Here is a 20,131-nt window from a genome sequence, read left to right on the forward strand (position 1 = left end):
GGGGCGTTCTCGTTCAGTCCAGGGCAGCCGCCTTGCGGAGCAGGACCGAGCGTTCGGGCTGGTTGGGGCAGAGGCGGGCGGCCAGTTCGAGTTCGGCGCGGGCCTCCGGGTGGCGGCCGAGACGCGTGAGGAGTTCGCCCCGGACGGTGGGGACCAGGTGTGACCCGGGGAGACGGTTCGTGGCGACCAGTTCGTCGACGATGAGCAGGGCCTGGGCCGGGCCGGTGGCCATCGCTACCGCGACGGCCCGGTTGAGTTCCACGATCGGTGACGGGGCGACGCGACCCAGGGCCTCGTACAGGACGACGATCTGCTCCCAGTCGGTGTCCTCGACGGACACTGCCGACGCGTGCGCGGCGGCGATCGCGGCCTGCAGGCCGTACGGGCCCAGGCCACGGGTGGACGCCACGGACAGCGCGGCGAGACCGCGCCGGACCGCCGCGAAGTCCCAGCGCGTGCGGTCCTGGTCCTCGAGAAGGATCGGCGTACCGTCGGCGGCCGTCCGGGCCGGGAAACGTGCCGCGGTCAGCTCGCACAACGCGAGCAGGCCGTGGACCTCCGGCTCGGTCGGCAGCAGCGCCGCCAGGGTGCGCGTCAGCCGGATGGCCTCGTAGGCGACGTCCGGACGGACCAGCCGATCACCGGACGTGGCCGTCGAGCCCTCGGTGAAGATCACGTAGAGGACGCTGAGCACACTGCCCAGCCGCTCCCGGCGCTCGTCCGGCGGCGGCAGCTCGAACGGCACCCCGGCGGCGGCGATCGTCTTCTTGCCGCGGGTGATGCGGGCCTGCACGGTCGGCACCGGTACCAGGAACGCGCGGGCGATCTCCTCGCTGGACAGGCCCGCCACGACGCGCAGGGTCAGCGCGATCCGGGCCTCGGGTGAGAGCACCGGGTGGCAGCTGATGAACATCAGCGCCAGCACGTCGTCGTCGATCGTCTCGGGATCGATCTCCTCGTCGACCGCGGCGGTAGGTGCCAGTAGCGCGTACCGGTCGCGGAGGGCGGCGCGGCGGCGGATCGCGTCGATCGCCCGCCGCCGGGCCGTGGTCATCAGCCAGCCGGCGGGATCGGCCGGGACGTCGTGCGGCCAGGACACCAGCGCCTCGGCCACCGCCTCCTGCGCCGCGTCCTCGGCCAGCCCGAAGTCGCCGGTGAACCGGGTCAGCGCGGCGACGATCCGCGCCGACTCGATCCGCCAGACAGCCGCGACGTCGGCCGTCGTCCCCATCAGACTTCCGGGACCTCGTCGTCGCCGGCCACCCGCCGGACCTCGATCTTGGAGCCGCGGGCCGCCGGGACCCGCTTGGCCCACTCGACCGCCTCGGACTGCGACGCGACGTCCAGCAGGAAGTAGCCGCCGAACAGCTCCTTCGTCTCCCCGTACGGCCCGTCCGTGACCACCGGAGCCGCACCGCCGAAGTCGACCACGACGCCCCGCCGCGGATCGTCCAGTCCCTCCGCGGCCAGCAGGACGCCGTCCTTCAGCATCTCCTCGATCAGCCGCCGGGTGGCGGCCATCGACTCCTCGATCGAGGCCATCATCGCCGCGTTCGACTCGTCGGTCCCCCGCATGATCAGCATGTACTTCGGCATCGTGTCCTCCTCGTCCCGCGGAGCCGCCTCCCGGCCCTCGCCCCCACAGGTCGAACGGGGGATCCCCGGATCGACAACGCTCCCGAAGTATTTTCCCCTGCGGGTCAGATGTAGCTGGAGTGGTCGGACTGGACCTGGGCGACCAGGTCCTTCACGCGTTCGCCGTCCGACAGCGGGCAGACCATCGTGACGTCCTGGGTGTGCACGATGATGTGACTGCGCAGCCCGACCGCCGCGACCAGGTGGTCCGGGTCGTCGGTGACGATGATGTTGTCGTGGGAGTCGAGCAGGCAGCTCAGCGTGATGCTGTCGGTGCGGTTGCCGTTCGCGTCGGCGGCGTAGGTGTCCGCGAGCGCCGCCCACGAGCCGACGTCCAGCCAGTGCACGGGCATCGGTACGACGACCACGTCCGCGTCGACCTTGCCCTGCGAGGCCGGCTCCATGACCGCGTAGTCGACGCTGATCTTGCGCAGGTTCGGGTAGATCTCCGCGAGCGTGTCCTCCCGCGCCGGGGTGTCCCAGACCGCGGCCACCTCACGCAGCCGCGCGGCCGGCTCCGGCAGCAGCGCGTCCAGCACGTTCAGGACCGTCGACGCCTGCCACACGAACATCCCGGAGTTCCACCAGAACCGCCCGGTGGCCAGGTACTCCTCGGCGGTGGCGCGGTCCGGCTTCTCCCGGAATCGGTCCACGACGTACGCCGACGTGCCCTCGATCGGCGCGCCGCGCTCGATGTAGCCGAGCCCGGTGTGCGGATGCGTCGGCTCGATCCCGAACGTCACCAGCGACCGGGGCCGCGCCTCCACCACCTCGAACCCGTGCTGGATCGCGGCCCGGAACTCGTCCTCGGGGCTGATCAGGTGGTCCGACCCGACGAACGCGACCACCGCGTCCGGGTCGTTGCGGGCGACCACCGCGGACGCCAGCCCGACGGCGTTCGCGGTGTCCCGCCGGGCGGGCTCGCCGATGATGTTGTGCGGGCCGAGCTCGGGCAGCTCCTGACGGACGACGTCGGTGATCGCGCCGACCGTGCAGACGTAGATGTTCTCCGGCTCGACCAGCCCGAGCAACCGGTTGTACGCCACCCGCAGCAGCGACTGTCCTGCCGCCAGCGGCAGCACCTGCTTCGGCCTGTCGTCTCTGGACATCGGCCACAGCCGCGTCCCCGAACCACCCGCCAGGATCACCACGTTTCGCATGAGGAGAGACCCTACCGGTCGTCACCAGGCGGCTGCGGAATCCGCAGGTGCTTCAGATCCGGCGGCACCGGCGTGTCCGCGGGCTGCCAGAACAGCTCGGACTGCCCGTCGAGCGCCGTCGCGGGCGCGTCCGTGAGCCGGAACCGGTCGCGCAGCCGGCCGTAGAAGTCGGTCGGCCGCAGCCGGACCAGCCGCAACCGCTGCGGTGACCCGTACACCCCGATCCAGTCGCCCGGGTCGAGGACGCCGCGCAACTGCCCGTCGATACTGACCGCGGCCTGTCCCGAGTGCGGCAGCACGCGGAGCGCGATCGGCTCGTCCGGGGCCGCGACGACCGTCCGGTTGAAGGTCATGTGCGGCGCGACCGGGGTGAACACGATCGCTTCGGTGTTCGGCGACAGGATCGGCCCGCCGGCCGCGAAGCTGTACGCCGTCGACCCGGTCGGCGTCGCCACGATCACCGCGTCGGCGGAGTACGACGCCAGCAGCCGGCCGGACAGGTACACACCGAGCGCCACCTGGTGGTCACGCGCGAGCTTCTCCACGACCACGTCGTTCAGCGCGGTCACGTCGAGCGCCATCCCCCAGCCGTCGCCCTCGGCCATCTCGTGCCGCACCGGCGGCGGGGGCAGCGCGGGTCCGTGCCCGTACCGCAGCAGGGACTCGATCCCGGTCGGGATCTCCAGCGGACGCGAGGCCCGCATGGTCAGCGTCATCCGCTCCTCGTACGTCGCGCTGCCGTGGTGGACCGCTTCGAGCGCCTTCTCGACGTCCTTGCACGCCACCTCGGTGAGGAACCCGACCTTGCCGAGGTCGACCCCGAGGACGGCGGCGTTGTTCTTGGCCGCGATCCGCGCGCCGCGCAGGAACGTCCCGTCACCGCCGAGCGTGACGACCAGGTCGGGGTCGCCGGCGTGATGCAGCTCGTCGGTCCCGGTCCGGCGTTCCTGGTGGTCCTTCCAGACGTCGATGTCGGTGCAGCCGATGTCGTGGGCGGTGGCCCACTTGCGCACCGTGTCGGCGGTCTCCACCGCCACCGGCCGCCCCTGATGAACGACTAGCCCCAGCCGCCTGATCGGCACGACGGTCCTCCTCCGGACGATTCCTGCCTACAAGCTACCTACAACCTAATCGGTGGCCCTGGTGCGGGCCGCCGCGCTGATGATGGGGTCGGTCTCGTCGTTGAACTCGCCGATGACCTCCTCCAGCAGGTCCTCGAGGGCCACCACGCCGATCGCTCGCTCGCCGCCGCAGACCACGGCCAGCTGGGAGCGTTCGTCGCGCATCGTACGGATGGCCTTGGCGACCGGGGTGTTCTCGCCCAACTCGAGCGCGGGCATCATCAGGTCCGACGCACGGCTGGCCGTGTCGCCGGCGGTGGTGACGCGGGCCGCGTCGCGGACGTGGACGATGCCGCAGATCCCGGGCTCCCCGTCCGCACCCGCGCTGACCACGGCCAGCCGGGAATGGCCCTCACGGCGGCTGGTGAGCTCGACCTCGCGGGCGGTCGCGGTCGACGGGACCGTCGACAGCCGCGCGATCGGCGTCATCACCTGGCCGACAGTGGTGTTCTGCAGCGCGAGCATCGCGGTGAGGAGCTCGTGCTCGGGTTCTTCGAGGGTGCCGTGCTCGCGCGAGGACTCGATCAGCAGCCGCAGCTCGTCCGGGCCGTGCGCGTTCGCGAGCTCGTTCTGCGGCGTCACGCCGACCAGCCGCACGCACAGGTTGGCGAGCCAGTTGAGGACGATCAGCAGCGGCCGGAAGACCCACGTGAACCCGCGGAACGGCACCGCCAGCACCAGGGCCGACCGCTCCGGATCGCTGATCGCCCACGACTTCGGCGCCATCTCGCCGAGCAGCACGTGCAGCAGGCCGATCCCGGCCACCGCGATGATCAGCGCGATCACATGGCCGACGCCCTCCGGGATGTGCGCCAGCTCGAACAGCGGATGCAGCAGGTGCGCGACCGCCGGCTCGCTCAGCGAACCCAGTCCCAGCGTGCACAACGTGATCCCCAGCTGGGCCCCGGCGAGCATCAGCGACAGCTCGCTGACCCCGGCGATCGCGGCCCGCGCCGCGAGGCTGCCGGACGCCGCGGCCTCCTCCAGCCGGTGCCGCTTCGACGCGACCAGGGCGAACTCGGCCGCGACGAAGAACCCGTTCAGCGCGAGCAGCACGACGGAGATGATCAACGCCCACGTCGTACTCATGCCGTCCGCTCCATCACCACGACGCCGGGCACCCGGCGCTCGATCGACTGCACCGTCAGCCGGACGAACTCGGCCGGGACCGGCCGGCCGTCGTGGTCGATCCGGTGCGGCAGCTCCACGACCAGCGAGTCGCCGACGTCCGGGATCCGGCCGAGCCGCGCCATCACCAGACCGGACACCGTCTCGTAGTCGTCGCTGTCCGGCAGCTGGACGCCGGTGGCCTCCGCGACCTCGTCGAGCCGCCACCGCGCCGGGACCGTCCAGGACCCGTCGCCGCCCTCGACCAGGCCGGTCTCGGGCAGGTCGTCCTCGTCGCGGATCTCGCCGACCAGCTCCTCGGCGATGTCCTCCAGCGACACGATGCCCGCGAACCCGCCGTACTCGTCGACGACGATCGCGAGCTGCCGGCGCGCGACCCGGAGCCGTTCGAGAACCGCGGGCAGCGGGAGCGTGGTCGGGACGGCGACCGGCGGCGACGCCAGCGAGCCGACCGCGATCGTGGCCCGGTCGGCCGGCTCGAGCTCGACCACCTCGCCGATCGCGACCACGCCGATCACCTCGTCGACCGACGCCCCGACCACCGGGAACCTGCTGTGCCCGGTGTCCTGCAGCTCCACCACCCGGGTCAGCGGCTCCTCGCGGTGCACGGTGACCACGTCGACCCGCGGGACCATCGCCTCGCCCGCGGTCCGGCCGCGGAAGTCCAGCCCGCGGTCCAGCAGCCGCGTCGTGTCCTGGTCCAGCAGGCCCTGCTCGTACGACGTCTCGATGATCCGGTCGAGCTCCTGCGCGGTCGCGCCCTGCGGCAGTTCCTCGACCGGCTCGATCCCGACCCGGCGGAGGATCCGGTTCGACGCCGAGTCGAACAGGTGGATCAGCGGCCCGGCGACGGTCAGGTACAGCAGGGTCGAGCGGGCCAGCCGGAGCGCGATCGCCTCGGCCTTCGCGATCGCCAGGTTCTTCGGCGCCAGCTCGCCGAGCACCATCTGGATGATCGTTGCCAGCAGCAAGGCCAGGAGCACGGAGATCGACGTGCTCACCGCGTGCGGTACGCCGGCCGCGCCGAGCAGGTGCTCGAGCCCTTCGCCGAGGTACGGCTCGGCGAAGTACCCGGCCAGCAGGGCGGTGATGGTGATCCCGACCTGCGCCCCGGACAGCACGAACGACAGCCGGGCGGTGACCTTCAGTGCTCGCGCGGCGGCCGCGTCACCTTCGGCGGCCAGCGTCTGCAGGCGGCTCCGGTCGACGGCGACGTACGCGAACTCCTGGGAGACGAAGTAGCCGGTGGCAACGGTCAGCACCAGGATCAGGCCCAGGCCGGCCAGGATCAGCATGGGACGACCTTATGAGAACTCCGGCGACCGGAGTACCACGGGGTCACGGCCGAACCGCGGATCGTCGCACCACTCACATTAGTTAGGCTAACCTAACCAGGCTGGAGGATCTTACGGCCTCCAGGCGAGCACCTCGCCGTCGCGGATCAGCTCGCCGTACCGGGCCGGGTCGACGTGATCGGCGAGGATCAGGTCGGCGATCGGTACGACGGCGTCGGCCGGCGACTTCGCCTGGCTGAAGTCGTCGAACCACGGGCGCGACGCGCGGGTGTCGACGAGCCCCGGGCAGACGGACGCGACCAGGGTGTTCTCGGCGAGGTCCCGCTCCCGACGCCCGGCCGCGACGGCACGGACCGCGGCGACCTGGGCCACCTTCGACGGCAGGTTGATCCACTCCGGCCAGCCCTGTGCGGCCGCCGTACCGTCGTGCACCGCCGTCCGCCACTCCTCCACGACCTTCTCGACGTCCTCCAGCGAGGCGCCGTCGAACCGGTCCCACAACTGCGGGGGCCAACTGCGCCAGCGTTCCCAGCGAACTCGCCACCACGATCAACCGCCCACCCGGCCGCAGAATCGCCCCGAAACTCCGCAGCACGTGCTGCGCCCCCAGATTGGCCACGTCGACGAACTCGTCCACCTGGTCCACCGGCGCCTTCCCCGGCTCCAACGGCCCCACCGCGTTGGACACCACGATGTCCACCCCACCCAGTTCCCCAGCCAGCCGAGCGACCGCCTCGCCGTCCGTCACGTCCAGCACCCGCCCCTCGACCCGCGCCTTCCCCTGCACTTGAGCCGCCGCGGCAGCGACTCGTTCCGGGTTTCGGCCGGTGAGGAGGACGAGGTCGTCGGGGTCCATCCGGTACGCGAGTTCTTCTACCAGTGCATATCCGATGCCTTGGTTGGCGCCGGCTACCAGTGCGATTCGTGGTGTCATGTGGCCACCGTAGGTCCGGGACTTGTATGACTCCAGCGAAAGTTCCGCACAGGTGGTATGCGTAGATGTCATGGATTTCACCGACGTCTCGCTGGTCGCGCTCCGGGTGTTCCGGGAGGTGGCGGAGCGGGGCACGTTCACGGCCGCCGCGGCCGCGCTCGGGTACACACAGTCGGCCGTGTCGCGCCAGATCGCCGCTCTGGAACGCGCCGCGGGCAGCCGATTGCTCGAGCGCCGCCGCGAAGGTGTCGCGCTCACCGCCGCGGGACGGGTCGTGCTCCGCAACGCCGCCGCCGTCCTCGACCGGATCGACGCGACCGCCCGCGAACTGTCCGGACTGCCGGTCGACGGCGGCACCGTCCGGCTCGGCTGGTTCCCGAGCGCCGGCGCGGTCCTGCTGCCGCGGGCGATCAGCGCGGTACGGCGTACGCACCCGGCGATCACCATGACGACACGCGAGGGATCCACGCCCACACTCGTCCGGGCGTTGCGGGCCGGGACCATCGACCTCGCGCTGATCGCGTCCGCGCCGCCGTTCCGCCCGCCGGACGCCGAGTCGCCGGCGCTGAAGCTGGAGACGGTCGCCGAGCGGAGCCTGCGGCTGGCGGTGCCGGCCGGGCATCCGCTCGCGGCGTACGACGCCGTGGACGTCGCCGACCTGCGCGGTCAGCGGTGGATCGCCGGGCCCGCGTCGAGCAGCGAACTGTGGATGGGTGTCTGGCCCGGGCTGGACGAGCGCCCGGTGATCGCGCACACGGTCCGCGACTGGCTCGCGAAGCTCCACCTGGTCGCGGCCGGGGCAGGACTCACCACGATCTCCGCGTCGATGGCGTCGGCGGTGCCACCCGGTGTCCGCGTGGTCACCGTCCGGGGCGGTCCGCAGGAGCTCCGCCGGACGATCCTCGCCCGGCTGCCCGGCCGGCTCCCGGAGCCGGTCGCACTACTGGCCGACGCCCTGCGCGCCGCCGCCCTCGAGATCACCTGAGCCCTGCGGAGCTGATGCCTGGGGAGCTGCCTGCGTGACCTGCGGCGGCGTCTCGTCGTCGTCGCCGTGGCGGGCCTTGTCGAACTCCTTCATCGCGCGGGCCGCGTTGCGGGTCAGCTCGGGGAGCTTCTTCGCGCCGAACAGCAGCACGACGATGACCAGGATGACGATCCATTCGCCGCCTTCGGGCAGCGCGAGTTCTGGCACCATGACAAGCCTTCTTTCCGGTCAATCCCCGTCCAACCTACGTCGGTGCGCGAACCGTAGGGTGGGCCATATGTCACGAGTTCTGCCCGAGCTGTTCGCGGCCGCGGTCCGCCGCGACGGCGCCGCCCCGTTCCTCACCTACTACGACGACGCGACCGGCGAACGCATCGAGCTCAGCACGGTCACCACCGCGAACTGGGTCGCCAAGACCGCCAACCTGCTGGTCGACGAGTACGACCTGGAGCCCGGCGAGACGGTCGCGATCGGCCTGCCGCCGCACTGGCTCGGCGTGGTCTGGGCCCTGTCCGCCTGGTCAGCCGGCGCGGCGCTGACCAGCGGCACCGGTACGCTCGCGATCACCGGCCCGGACTTCGCGATCCGCGGCGAGCGGGAGACGGTCGCCTCCGCGCTCCTCCCCCTCGGCGGCCGCTTCCGCGAACCGCTGCCGGACGGCATCCAGGACTACGGCGCCGAGGTCTACAACCACCCCGACCTGTTCGTGCCGTTCGACCCGCCGACGCCCGCCTCACCGGCGTACGACGACCTCACCCACGAGGACCTGATCGGCGCGGCGGAGCCGGTCAGCGACCGGATCCTGGTCACCCGGAGCCTGGTCGACCGCCACGGGCTGGGACTGCTGGTCGGGGTGATCGCCGGAGGTGGTTCGATCGTGCTCTGCAGGAACCTGGATCCGGCCAAGCTGGAGCGCCGGGTCGCGGACGAGAAGGTCGACCGGACGGTCGACGACAGGGAGGGGTAGCGTGCAGCGGTTCGAGGGCAAGGTCGCACTGGTCACGGCGGCGGCGCAGGGCATCGGTGCGGCGGTCGCGCGGCGGCTGGCCGACGAAGGCGCGTCGGTGCTGCTGACCGATCTCCAGGAGGAGAAGGTCACCGAGGTCGCGAAGGAGATCGGCTCGAACGCGCTCGGCCTGAAGGTCGACGTGACGAGTCGGGACGACGTCGACGCGGCGGTCGCGGCCGCGGTCGAGCGGTTCGGTCGCCTGGACGTCGTGGTGAACAACGCCGGCGGCTGCATCGTCCGGTCGGTTCCCGAGGACGCGACGGCCGAGGAGTTCCACGCGCAGCTCGACCTGACGCTGGTCGGCGCCTCGCGCTGCATCCAGGCCGCGCTGCCGCAACTGGTGAAGAACCGCGGCAACGTCGTCACGATCAGCTCGGTGAACGGGCTCGCCGCGTTCGGCAACATCGAGTACTCCGCGGCCAAGGCCGGACAGGTCGCGATGACCGTCAACTACGCGGCCCGGTACGGCAACCTCGGCGTCCGCTTCAATGTGGTTGCCCCAGGCACCATCCGGACGCCGAACTGGGACAACCAGCCGGACACCCTGGAGAAGTTCGGCACGATGTACCCGCTCGGCCGGGTCGGCGAGCCCGAGGACATCGCCGCCGCGGTCGCCTTCCTCGCGTCCGACGACGCCTCCTGGATCACCGGCCACACGCTCCCGGTCGAAGGCGGCGTCCTGACCGGCCCCGGGGTCCTCGACCTGACAACCTCCGGGCCCTTCAAGAAGGAGTACTGAACAGCTGCTCGGCTTCGGCCAGGGCAGCGGCATCGCCCGTGGTGCGGTGCAGGCCGCGCAGCGCGTGGGCCTGTTCGAACTTGTTGCCGAAGGCACCCCAGTCCGCGGCCGCTCGGGCGAATCCGGCGGCCGCGGCCTCGGTGTCGCCACGGTGTTCGGCGAGCAGCGCCCGGGCCGTCGTCGCGGCGTACTCGCGCATGGGCAGCACCGGCTCGACGAAATCCGCGAGGACAGCCGCGGCCTCGTCGTGGCCCACGGCGAGCGCCGCCCGCACCAAGGACGGCAGGCGGACGTCGAATTCGATGCTGCCGTGCAGATCGGCCAGCGAGGCGAGCAGCCGCAGGATCTCCAGCACACCGTCCCGGTCGCCGTCGTGCGCCCGCGTCGTCGCCGCGGGCGAGGCCGCGACGGCGATCATGTCCGGCCAGCCCGCCTCCACCGCCAGCCGGTACGCCTCCTCGGCGTGATCGCGAGCCTCCGGCAGGCCGGCCTCGGCCTCCGCGACCGCCACCGCGCCGAGGACCTCGATACGCCGCAACAGGGTGAACGCCGGTGACGGACGCTCGAGCTGGGCCCGGCACGCCGCGATCACCTCGGCCGGCCGGCCGGTCTCGATCATCAACTGCAGGACGGTACAGCCGATCTGCTCCTCCATCTCGGCCAGCCGGCGCCGGGCGGAGAACTCGCGGGCCGCTTCCAGCTCGCCCAGGGCAACCAGCGGTCCCTCGATCTGCCACAGCACCCAGCCGTAGTTCAGCCACGTCACCGCCGCGTCGCGCCCCCGGCCGCCCTCGAGCAGCGCGGTCAGCCCCTCCTTGACGTCGACCAGCCCGCCGGTGTCCCCCAGACCGACCCGGGCGAGCCCTCGCGACTCCAGCGCCCGGTGCGGTACGGCGTACCCCTGCTCGGACGCGATTCGCAGGGCACGGTTCGCCGAGTCGATCGCATCCTGGTAGCGGCTCGCGACCACCCGGATGCTCGCCTGTCCGGACAGCAACAGCACCAGGTCCTCGCTCGGCCCGAGCTCCTCGAGCATCCCGACCGCCCGGTCGACCGTCGCCAGGCTCTCCTCCATGCTGCTCAGCGAGTACGTCGAGGCTCGCAGGGCGAGTGCGACGCCGCGGACGTCCCCGATCGCCTCGAAACCGGCGATCGCTTCGAGGTACGCCGCCTGGGCGTCGTCGAGGCGGCCCGCCTGGAAAGCCGCCCAGCCCCAGCGCAGCAGGACCGTGGGACGTTCGGGATCGCCGGCCGGGCTCAGGGCCAGCGCGCGGTCGAGCAGGGCGAGCGCCTCGTTCGTGTCGAGGTTCATCGCCAGTTCAGCGGCCATCAGCTGGTGGTGCCGGGCCCGCGGCGCGATCTGCGCCGCCGCCTCGGTGTCGCCGCGTGCGGTGGCCAGGTCGAGCGCGGTGGTCAGGTGGTACGCGATCAGGTTCGGCGTCTCGGCCTGACAGGCGGCGCAGCGCAGCTCGAGCCAGTCGGCGGCAGCGAGGTGCCGCTCCGAGCGGACCGCACGCGGCACCTGGCTGTAGGCGACGTCGCGGGTCAGTGCATGCCAGAAGGAGTACTCGTGCTGGTCCAGCATCGACGACCGCCGGACCGGTCGCACCAGCTCCTTGCGGGCCAGTTCCTGGAGCTCTCGGACGACGTCCGCCGGGTCTCGCCCGGACATCGCGGCGACGGCCTCGGCCCAGAACACCCGGCCGACCACGGCGGCATCCGCGAGCAGTGCCTTGCGATCGGGTTCCAGCGTGTCCAGCCGGGCCGCGATGAGCGCGGCGATCCCCGCGGGCAGGTCGGCAGAGGCCGCTTGGTCCGGGCCGCAGTCGGTCACAACCCGGGCGAGTTCTTCGGCGTACAAGGGGTTGCCGTCGGCACGGCGGACCAGGCGCCGCCGGATCTCCGCCGGCACGTCCTGACCGGCGAACATCCCGGTGAGGAGCTGATCGGTCTCGTCGGCCGTCAGCGGTGAGAGGCCGAGGGTGAGGGCGTTCTGCATCCCGCGGGTCCACTGCGGTCCGCGTTCGAGCAGCTCGGGGCGGGCGGTGACGACGACCACCAGCGGCAGGTCGGTCAGCCATTCGGCCAGGTGATCGACGAAGGCGAGCATCGCGTCCGTCGCCCAGTGCAGATCCTCGAGCACCAGGACCACCGGCGACTGCTCGGTGAACGACTCCAGCAGTTGCCGCCAGGCCGCGAACGACTCCTCCTGGGTCGCCGGCCCCGGCTGGGCGGACTGGTCGGCGCCGACCAAGGGGCCGACCCGGGCCCGCAACCAGGCACGGTCCGCGCCGTCCGGCACGATCGCGTCGAGCTTGGCGACGGCCTGCGCCGGCGGGTCGGTGTCCAGGATCCCGGCCTGGACCTTGAAGATCTCGGCGATCGGCCCGAACGGCGTCTCGCCGTACGGCAGCGCCCGGCCTTCGCGCCAGGTGACGAGCTCGTCGTGCCGATCCAGCCAGGCGCCGAACTCCGCGGCCAGCCGCGACTTGCCGATCCCCGGCTCGCCGAGCAGCGTGACGAACTGCGGCACCCGCTCCGCGAGCGCCTTCTCGAACGCCGTGCACAGCAAGGTCAGATCACGCTGCCGGCCGACCATCGGCGTACTGAGATCGCGGATGACGTCGGTCCCGAAGCGGGCTCGCGGCGGGCCGGCCTGCCAGCGTTCGACCGGACGGCTGACGCCCTTGGCCGCAACGGGTTCCAGCGCGTCGTAGCCGAAGACGCGGTGCGTCGCCTCGTGGGTGCCGTGCCCGACGACGACCGCGCCGATCGGCGCGGACGATTGCAGGCGGGCCGCGAGGTTGACCACCATGCCGGTGACGAACGGCTCGCCGAGCTCCGGTCGTGCGTTCAGCTGGACCAGCGCCTCACCGGTCTCGATCCCGATCCGGACCTCCAGCGGCCCGTCCGGCAGCGTCCGCACCGCCTCGAGGATCGCCAGGCCGGCCCGGACCGCCCGTTCGGCGTCGTCCTCCCGGGACCGCGGCGCGCCGAAGACGGCCAGGACGGCGTCCCCGGCGAACTTCTCGACGGTCCCGCCGTACCGCTCGACCGTCTGCCGCAGGGTCGAGTGGTACGGCGCCAGCCAGCGCCGGACGTCCTCGGGGTCGGCGGACTCGGACGCGGTGGTGAACCCGACGAGGTCGCAGAACAGCACCGTGACGACCTTGCGTTCCTCGGTCATCGCGCCCCCACGCGGTTCGGGCCGGATCGGCTCAGCTCCCGGACTCGAGACCGCGGATCCGGGCGGTCAGGGCCTTGAGCAGTGCGTGAGCGACGTCCGGGTTCTCCTTCACGACCGGCTCGAACGCGAGCGCGGACAGCGCGAACGTCGTCAGCCCGTCCGGCCCGGCCACCACGGTCGCGGACCGCGGCAGGCCGTCGATCATCGAGATCTCGCCGAAGTAGTCCCCCACTGCCAGCGGCTCACGGACGACGCCGTTGACCTCCACGGCGGCCGAGCCCTCCAGCACGACCTGCAGGCCGGCGTCGTTCGCACCCTGCTCGACCACATGGCTGCCGGCCGGAACCTTCAGCGTGGTGCCACGCTCGATCAGGTCGGACAGCGTGTCCTTGGACAGCCCCTCGAAGAGATCGATCTTCGCCAGGAACTGCGGCAGGCTCTCGTGACTCATGGATCGCACCCCTCGATCGTGCCCGTTGCCCGGGCAGCAACTGTGAACTGCGCCACAGGCTACAACCGCCGGGGATCGCTCACCACTCAGCTTTTCGGCCAGGCCTCCCAGGCGGTCGCGAACATGTCGTCGACCGTGGAGGTGTTCTGCCAGGCCAGGTCGCGGGCGGCGAGGTCGCCGTTCGCGACGACGCGGGACGGGTCGCCCGGGCGGCGCGGGCCCTCGGTCGGGGTGAAGTCGATCCCGGTGACCCGGCGGGCCGCGTCCATGATCTCGCGGACCGACGTCCCGGTGCCGCTGCCCAGGTTGTAGACCCGCTCGAGGGTCTTGCCCGACTCGAGCGCGCGGGCAGCGGCCACGTGTGCACGGGCCAGGTCGGCGACGTGCACGTAGTCCTTCACCGACGTACCGTCCGGGGTCGGGTGGTCGGTGCCGTAGATCTGCGGCACCTTCCCCTGGGTGAGCAGGTCGCAGACGATCGGGAACAGGTTGTACGGCGACGCGTCGTACACCGTCGGGTCGCCGGAGCCGACGACGTTGAAGTAGCGCAGCGAGGTGTGGTGCAGCTCGGTCGCGGCGGCCTGGTCGCGCAGCAGCCACTCACCGATCAGCTTCGACTCGCCGTACGGCGACTGCGGGTCCGGCGCGGTCTCCTCGGTCACGACCTCGTCGCGGGGCGTCCCGTACACACCGGCGCTGGACGAGAACACGATGTTGCGCACCGACGCCTCCGCCATCGCCTCGAGCAGCGACACCATCGCGGTCACGTTCTGCGTGTAGGTGTGCAGCGGGCGCTCGACCGAGACCCCGGCGTACTTGAAGCCGGCGAGGTGCACGACGCCGTCGACACCCTCGAGCGCCTGGCGTACCGCCGTACCGTCGAGCAGGTTCGCCCGCACGAACGGCACACCGTCCGGAACGAACTCCGCCTTCCCACTCGACAGGTCGTCGATCACGACCACGTCGATCCCGTCGTTGCGGAACGCGCGCACCACATGCGCCCCGATGTACCCAGCACCACCAGTCACGAGCCACGTCATGTCTCAGATCCTGCCACCCGGCCACACCCGGGACGGCGGAAACGGGCCGAACCCGTACCAGATCAGCAGACAGTTGCCAGCCAGAAGTACGTCAGCTCGGTCCACTCCACCTCGGCCGGCATGACCGCCGCCGCGAACTCCTCGCGCGCCGGGAAGTTCTTCAGAACCTCGAACGTGCGCCCGTCGGACAGTTGCCGGGTCTGGTACGTGTCCCCGCTGGCCGTCGTCCGGGTGATCGGATAGTTGCTGCCCTCCACGTACCGGTTGTCGGCGAGGATCACCACGCCGCCCGGCTCGACCCGGTCCTGCAGCCCCCGGACCCAGCGCCGGACGTCGGCCCGCGGCACGTGCGACCAGAAGAAGCCCGCGAAGACCGCGTCGAAACGGCCCTCGACGGCGCCGAGGTCGTACGCGTCCGCGGTCTCGAAACGAACCTCGGCCGGGCCGTACGAGCGGGTCCGGGCGACGGCGAGGGTCTCGTCGTTCAGGTCCGTCGCGACCACCGAGCGCGCGGTGCTCGCCAGCGCGGTGGTCCAGTAACCGGTGCCGGCGGCAACTTCCAGCACCGACCGGCCGGCGACCAGCGGCGGCAGGAGGGCCCGCAGGCGGGCGAGGTCCTCCTGCCGTTCCGGCTTGTCGTACACCGCGTCGTACTCCTGGGCCCGCTCGCGGTAGTAGTCGGCGAGGTCACTCACGGGTTCCCAGTTTCGGTGCCAGTTTCGGTGCCAGTTTCGGGGTCAGCAGGAACGCTCCGACGTAGAGCAGCGCGGCGATGATCAGCAGGCCGTGGAAACCGATGATCAGCGCGGCGTACTCCAGGCAGCCGCCGAGCATCGCGCCGAGCAGGTTCGCGCCGAACGACGCCGTCCCGTCGGCGGTGTCGGTGAACCGCTTCGCGAAGATCACGTTCGCCGCGAAGATCGGCAGGAACGCGATCAGCACCGCGACCAGCGCCCGCAACCCGACCGGCATCGCCAGCAGCCAGCTGTCCGGGAACACCCACGACAACGCCAGGCCGCCGAACAGGATCGCGAACATCACCTTGATCGGTGGTGTCTTGAACCGCCTCGTCACTTCGACCGCCGCGAGCACCGCCACCAGCACGCCGGCGAAGACGATCGCGTTCACGACCCACGTCGTACCGAACAGCAGCGCGAAGCCGGTGATGCTCTTCGTCTCCAGCAACATGAACCCGGCGCCGAGCAGGAACAGGTCGGCGTACGGACGCATCCGCTTGTACGACGCGCCGCCACCTGCGATCCCGACGCCGACCAGGCCGGCGACCAGGATCAGCCCGAGCGTCACCAGGTACAGCGACGGGATCCGGTCCGTGAACAGGTACAGGAACGGGCGGTTGTCGGTCGCGGGCGGCGGCGTCGTCGCGGACGCACCCGGCCATTCGGCGGCACACGTCTGGTCCTGCTCGGTCAGGCCGACCGTCACGACCGCCTGCTGCAGGCCGTCACCGATCTTGTCGACACACGGCTTGTGCCCGAAGGCCTGCTGCGCCGTCGACGCCAGCCGGTCGATCAGCCAGGTCTCGCGGTAGTAGTTGTACATCGCGAACGCGCCACCCGGGTTCAGGTGCTCCTTCGCGGACTCGAACGCCTGCTGGGTGAACAGGTAGCTCTCCAGCCGCAGCGAGCTCGCGCCGTTCACCAGCGTCAGCGAGTCCGGCAGCGCCAGCAGGATCAGGTCGTACTTCTTGTCCGTGCGGGACAGGAACGCGCGCCCGTCGTCGATGTGCGAGGTCACCCGGGGGTCCTGGTACGGACGGTCCGGGTGCAGCGCCTTGCCGAGGTCGCGGATCCGCGGGTCGATCTCGACCGCGTCGACGTGCTGCGCGCCCTTCTTCAGCGCGATCGCGACGTCCGAGCCGGAGCCGGCGCCGATGATCAGGACGTTCTTCGGCTGCTTGCCGGCGGTCGCCCGCTCGTACGGCAGCCCGTACTGCGGCTCCCACTGCAGCCGCGCGTCGGCCGGGATCGCCTGCTGGTGCGGTACGCCGTTCACCGTGATGGTCAGCAGCGGCACACCCTCCCAGGTATACTGCTTCGTCTGCACCTTGTAGTACGGCGACCAACTGTTGTCGGCCCTGGTCGACTCGTGGAACAGGACGCCGAGCATCACGATCAGCGGCGACAGCACGAGCGCGGCGCTGAGGCCGGTCGCCACCGCGCGGCGGCCGCTGAACGCGGCGGACCGCGGGATCATCAGCGCGGCGAACACCAGCGTGACGATCAGCCCCCACCAGATCGGCGGCGCGCCCAGGAACGACAGCCCGGTGAACGTCGCGATCCCGACCAGGCTGCCGACCAGGTCGAACCGGTACGCCGTCAGGCGCGGCAACTCCCCGAAACAACGGCCGACCAGCTCGGCCGGACCGGCCAGCACCACGGCGGCCGCGACGAAGATGACCGGCAGGATCAACCAGACCGGCGGGCCGGTGGTGTTCAGGCTGGTGAAGTAGATGACGCTGGACGAGCTGCCGCGGTTGACCGTGACCGGCTTCCACGCGATCACCAGGACCAGCAGGCCCAGCATGATCGGTGAGTAGTAGGGCAGCCGTTTCGCCCGTCCGGAGCGGAGCACGCCGATCCCGATCCCGAGGAACGAGCCGAGCAGCACGAAGTTCGAGAAGTAGCTGAGGTGGACGACGTTCGAGCCGGTCCAGCGGATCAGCGCGAGCTCGACGAACAGCATCAGTGCACTGGACGCGACCAACCGGGTCCGAACCCCGAACGGGCTCGGCCAACCGGTCGTGACGACGGGATCAGTAGCGGAGTCGACTGCCATGCGGGGCGACGTTACCGGATATCGAAGTGCTCTGCGTCACCCCGCAGGCATCGTTACTTTCTGTTCGAACCGCCGTCAGTGACGGCGGGCCGGCTTGGGCAGTTCGCAGCCGGACTTGTTCAGGTCGAGGGTCCGGTTCGCGGTCAGGCAGGTGTAGAGCCACCAGGTCTGCTGGCCGTACGCCGCGCCCTGGTCGACCGTGACGTTGCCGTCGGCGTCCACCTCGCACGGGTTGTTGACGGTGCACTGCTCGCCGTCCTCGTTACCGGTGTTGTTGACCCCGATGACCTCGCCGGTCGAGGTGCTGACCACGGGCGATCCCGACGTACCGCCGATGGTCTCGCACCCGGGCTGCTGGTACTTGATCGAGTTCTGCCAGGTCCAGTCGCCCTCGCGGAGCTGCGGGATCGTCGCCTGCACCGAGCAGGTGTAGATCCGCTTCCAGTAGCCCGACACGACCGCCATGCCGGCGCCGTCCGCGGGGCCCTGCTTGGCCAGGGTCAGCGGGGTCACGTTCAGGCGGCTCTTGATCGAGGCGTAGCTCTCGTTGACCTGGTACACGATCATGTCGGTCTTGGTCATCGTGCCGAACAGGATCTTCTCGGCGCGGATCGTCCCGGCCCGGCTCGAGTCCGGCTTGAGCAGCGTGATCGAGCGGGTGGACGTCTTGTTCACCAGGACCTGGCCGGGCTGCAGGAACCCGCCCTCGTAGCAGTGCCCGTTGGTGAGCACGAGCGCCTTGTCGGTGCTGACCGACTCGGCGTACCGGACGAGGGAGGCGGAGCAGTTGCTGAGCGCCGCGATCCCGGTGAAGTCGGCGCCAGGTGCGGCGGCTTGGGCGGAGCTGGTGCCGAGCAGGGTGGTGCTTGCGACCGCGGTGGCAGCCAGCAGCGTACGGAACAGTTTCATGGGGGCGGTTTCCTCACTGTTTGGGCTTAGAGGTCTTCGTAACGCATCCCGCCGCCGCCGACCATCACAGCTGTGTGAAGCAGGGTCAGATCAGGGGTTTTCCTGCGCTCCGTGTCAGGACTGCTACTCTTCGTCTCCGGATCCGCCCGGGCTCGAACCATCCCCGCCCCCGGCACGTCGTACCAGTGCACGGTTGGGGCACAAGGTACGGTCGGCATCAGCCGCCTCGGAGGAAACGGAAGGACGTCATGCCGCAGGAGAAGCCAGACCTGCGCAATCTCCGCGAGCCGGTGAGGTTCAAGCGGGCGCTGACGCTGTTGCTGATGACGCTGGTCCTGCCCGGCTCGGCGCAGGTCGTCGCGGGCAGCCGCAAGACCGGCCGGTGGGTGTGGCGCGTGGTCGCCGGGTTGATCGCGATCGTGGTCTTCTTCGTCGTCCTCGGCCTGATCTGGCGGTCCGGCACGATCAACATCCTGGCCCGCCCGGGCACGCTGCGGATCGTCCAGGTGCTGCTGATCCTGCTCGCGGTCGGCTGGGCCGCGCTGTTCGTGGACGCGTACCGGCTCGGTCAGCCGCTGACCCTGGAGCGGAACCACCGGCTGACGGCCAGCATCCTCGACGGCGCGCTGATCTTCGTCGTCGTCGGCGCGCTGATCTACGCGAGCGTGATCGTGAACACCCAGCGCGACTTCGTCGCCAGCGTGTTCGGCAGCGGCCAGAAGTCCAAGGCCGACAAGGGCCGCTACAACGTGCTGCTGATGGGCGGCGACTCCGGCGCGGACCGAATCGGCACCCGGCCGGACAGCATGACGGTGGCCAGTATCGACGCCGACACCGGCCGGACGGTCCTGATCGGCCTGCCGCGGAACCTGGCCAAGGTCCCGTTCCCGGCCGGTACGGCGATGGCCAAGCAGTTCCCGGAGGGCTTCAAGTGGAAGAACTGCGGCGCCGAGTGCCTGCTGAACGCCGTCTACACCTACGCCGCCAACCACAAGAACCTGTTCCCCGGCGACCCGAACCCCGGTGAGACCGCGACCACGCAGGCCATCGAGGCGGTCACCGGGCTGAAGATCAACTACTTCGTGCTGATCGACCTGGCCGGCTTCCGCGACCTGCTGAACGCGGTCGGCGGGATCACCCTGGACATCGGCAAGCGGGTCCCGATCGGTGGCGGCAGCTCGCCGATCAAGGGCTACATCGAGGCCGGCAAGAACCAGCACCTGGACGGCTACCACGCGCTCTGGTTCGCCCGGTCCCGCGCCGAGTCGTCGGACTACGAGCGGATGGCGCGGCAGAAGTGTGTGATGTCCGCGATGCTGAACCAGCTCTCCCCGTCGACCGTGCTGACCAAGTTCCAGGGCATCGCCTCGGCCAGCAAACAGGTCGTCAAGACCAGCATCCCGGCGGGCGAGCTGGGCACCTTCACGGATCTCGCGCTGGACGCGAAGAAGCTGCCGGTGTCAAGCTTCTCCGCGGTCCCGCCGTTGATCCACACCGGCGACCCGGACTTCGCGCTGATCAGGACCAAGGTCGCCGAGACGATCGCGAAGTCCGAATCGCTGGACAAGGAAGGCTCGGGAGGAGACGGTAAGAGTTCGAGCACTCCGAGTAGCAGCAAGCCGACCAGCAGCAGTACCACGAAGAAGCCGAGCACGAGCACCACCAAGAAGCCGACAAGCTCACCGACCACACCCGCCACCGGCGTCGACGACGTCGCATCGATCTGTAAGGCCTGACCTGAT

The 20,131-nt window shown here is 70.7% G+C and carries 18 protein-coding genes and 1 pseudogene; 4 read left to right on the forward strand and 15 right to left on the reverse strand.

Annotated features, from left to right (window positions below):
• Positions 1-13: 13 nt before the first annotated feature.
• The 8 genes and pseudogenes from ABZW60_RS03045 to ABZW60_RS03080 form a co-directional block, all read right to left on the reverse strand.
• Positions 14-1,231, reverse strand: a complete 1,218-nt coding sequence (locus tag ABZW60_RS03045; RefSeq protein WP_355473437.1) for a DUF6596 domain-containing protein — start codon at positions 1,229-1,231, stop codon at positions 14-16.
• The gene (locus ABZW60_RS03050) at positions 1,231-1,596 is read right to left on the reverse strand and encodes a YciI family protein (protein ID WP_355473439.1); all 366 of its coding nucleotides are present in this window, start codon (positions 1,594-1,596) and stop codon (positions 1,231-1,233) included. Before ABZW60_RS03050 ends, ABZW60_RS03045 begins: the two co-directional genes overlap by 1 nt.
• Positions 1,597-1,700: 104 nt before the next feature.
• Positions 1,701-2,795 carry a sugar phosphate nucleotidyltransferase gene (locus ABZW60_RS03055; RefSeq protein WP_355473441.1) on the reverse strand — a complete coding sequence of 365 codons (1,095 nt, stop codon included), beginning with the start codon at positions 2,793-2,795 and terminating at the stop codon, positions 1,701-1,703.
• 11 nt (positions 2,796-2,806) lie between these two features.
• Positions 2,807-3,877 (reverse strand): NAD(+)/NADH kinase, encoded by a 1,071-nt coding sequence (locus ABZW60_RS03060; RefSeq protein WP_355473443.1) that lies wholly within the window; start codon positions 3,875-3,877, stop codon positions 2,807-2,809.
• 45 nt (positions 3,878-3,922) lie between these two features.
• Positions 3,923-5,005, reverse strand: coding sequence for a hemolysin family protein (locus ABZW60_RS03065; protein ID WP_355473445.1), 1,083 nt, complete (start codon positions 5,003-5,005; stop codon positions 3,923-3,925).
• Positions 5,002-6,339 (reverse strand): hemolysin family protein, encoded by a 1,338-nt coding sequence (locus tag ABZW60_RS03070; RefSeq protein WP_355473446.1) that lies wholly within the window; start codon positions 6,337-6,339, stop codon positions 5,002-5,004. The genes ABZW60_RS03065 and ABZW60_RS03070 overlap by 4 nt, the downstream gene beginning before the upstream one ends.
• 111 nt (positions 6,340-6,450) lie before the next feature.
• Positions 6,451-6,840: a hypothetical protein gene (locus tag ABZW60_RS03075; RefSeq protein ID WP_355474495.1), complete on the reverse strand. Its 390-nt coding sequence runs from the start codon at positions 6,838-6,840 to the stop codon at positions 6,451-6,453.
• Between the two features lie 31 nt (positions 6,841-6,871).
• A pseudogene (locus ABZW60_RS03080) lies at positions 6,872-7,345 on the reverse strand (SDR family oxidoreductase); the annotation flags it as partial.
• Between ABZW60_RS03080 and ABZW60_RS03085 the strand changes: the two are divergent.
• On the forward strand, positions 7,344-8,258 hold the full coding sequence (locus ABZW60_RS03085) for a LysR family transcriptional regulator (RefSeq protein WP_355473448.1): 915 nt from the start codon (positions 7,344-7,346) through the stop codon (positions 8,256-8,258). The pseudogene ABZW60_RS03080 and the gene ABZW60_RS03085 sit on opposite strands and share 2 nt — an antisense overlap.
• Here ABZW60_RS03085 and ABZW60_RS03090 read toward each other — a convergent pair.
• Complete coding sequence (locus ABZW60_RS03090) at positions 8,214-8,468, reverse strand: twin-arginine translocase TatA/TatE family subunit (RefSeq protein WP_355473450.1); 255 nt, start codon at positions 8,466-8,468, stop codon at positions 8,214-8,216. The genes ABZW60_RS03085 and ABZW60_RS03090 overlap by 45 nt on opposite strands.
• 67 nt (positions 8,469-8,535) lie before the next feature.
• Here ABZW60_RS03090 and ABZW60_RS03095 point away from each other — a divergent pair, with 67 nt between their 5' ends.
• Together ABZW60_RS03095 and ABZW60_RS03100 are read left to right on the forward strand one after the other, a co-directional pair.
• Positions 8,536-9,225 carry a TIGR03089 family protein gene (locus tag ABZW60_RS03095; protein ID WP_355473452.1) on the forward strand — a complete coding sequence of 230 codons (690 nt, stop codon included), beginning with the start codon at positions 8,536-8,538 and terminating at the stop codon, positions 9,223-9,225.
• Between the two features lies 1 nt (position 9,226).
• Positions 9,227-10,006 (forward strand): SDR family NAD(P)-dependent oxidoreductase, encoded by a 780-nt coding sequence (locus tag ABZW60_RS03100; RefSeq protein ID WP_355473454.1) that lies wholly within the window; start codon positions 9,227-9,229, stop codon positions 10,004-10,006.
• Here the strand turns inward: ABZW60_RS03100 and ABZW60_RS03105 are convergent.
• The 6 genes from ABZW60_RS03105 to ABZW60_RS03130 form a co-directional block, all read right to left on the reverse strand.
• Positions 9,990-13,193, reverse strand: a complete 3,204-nt coding sequence (locus ABZW60_RS03105) for an adenylate/guanylate cyclase domain-containing protein (protein WP_355473456.1) — start codon at positions 13,191-13,193, stop codon at positions 9,990-9,992. The two genes, ABZW60_RS03100 and ABZW60_RS03105, sit on opposite strands and share 17 nt — an antisense overlap.
• Positions 13,194-13,224: 31 nt before the next feature.
• Positions 13,225-13,644 (reverse strand): cyclic nucleotide-binding domain-containing protein, encoded by a 420-nt coding sequence (locus ABZW60_RS03110; RefSeq protein ID WP_355473457.1) that lies wholly within the window; start codon positions 13,642-13,644, stop codon positions 13,225-13,227.
• Positions 13,645-13,730: 86 nt separating this feature from the next.
• Positions 13,731-14,684 carry a UDP-glucose 4-epimerase GalE gene (galE, locus tag ABZW60_RS03115; protein ID WP_355473459.1) on the reverse strand — a complete coding sequence of 318 codons (954 nt, stop codon included), beginning with the start codon at positions 14,682-14,684 and terminating at the stop codon, positions 13,731-13,733.
• 62 nt (positions 14,685-14,746) lie between these two features.
• A complete protein-coding gene (locus ABZW60_RS03120; RefSeq protein ID WP_355473461.1) occupies positions 14,747-15,379 on the reverse strand; it encodes a class I SAM-dependent methyltransferase in 633 nt (210 codons plus the stop codon).
• A complete protein-coding gene (locus tag ABZW60_RS03125) occupies positions 15,372-17,480 on the reverse strand; it encodes a spermidine synthase (protein WP_355473463.1) in 2,109 nt (702 codons plus the stop codon). Before ABZW60_RS03125 ends, ABZW60_RS03120 begins: the two co-directional genes overlap by 8 nt.
• 75 nt (positions 17,481-17,555) lie before the next feature.
• Positions 17,556-18,389, reverse strand: coding sequence for a serine protease (locus ABZW60_RS03130; RefSeq protein ID WP_355473465.1), 834 nt, complete (start codon positions 18,387-18,389; stop codon positions 17,556-17,558).
• Between the two features lie 248 nt (positions 18,390-18,637).
• Here ABZW60_RS03130 and ABZW60_RS03135 point away from each other — a divergent pair, with 248 nt between their 5' ends.
• Entirely contained in the window at positions 18,638-20,125 is a 1,488-nt protein-coding gene (locus tag ABZW60_RS03135) for an LCP family protein (RefSeq protein WP_355473467.1), read from the forward strand.
• The last annotated feature ends 6 nt before the right edge of the window (positions 20,126-20,131 follow it).

The organism is Kribbella sp. NPDC003557 (assembly GCF_040610805.1).
Lineage (GTDB): Bacteria > Actinomycetota > Actinomycetes > Propionibacteriales > Kribbellaceae > Kribbella.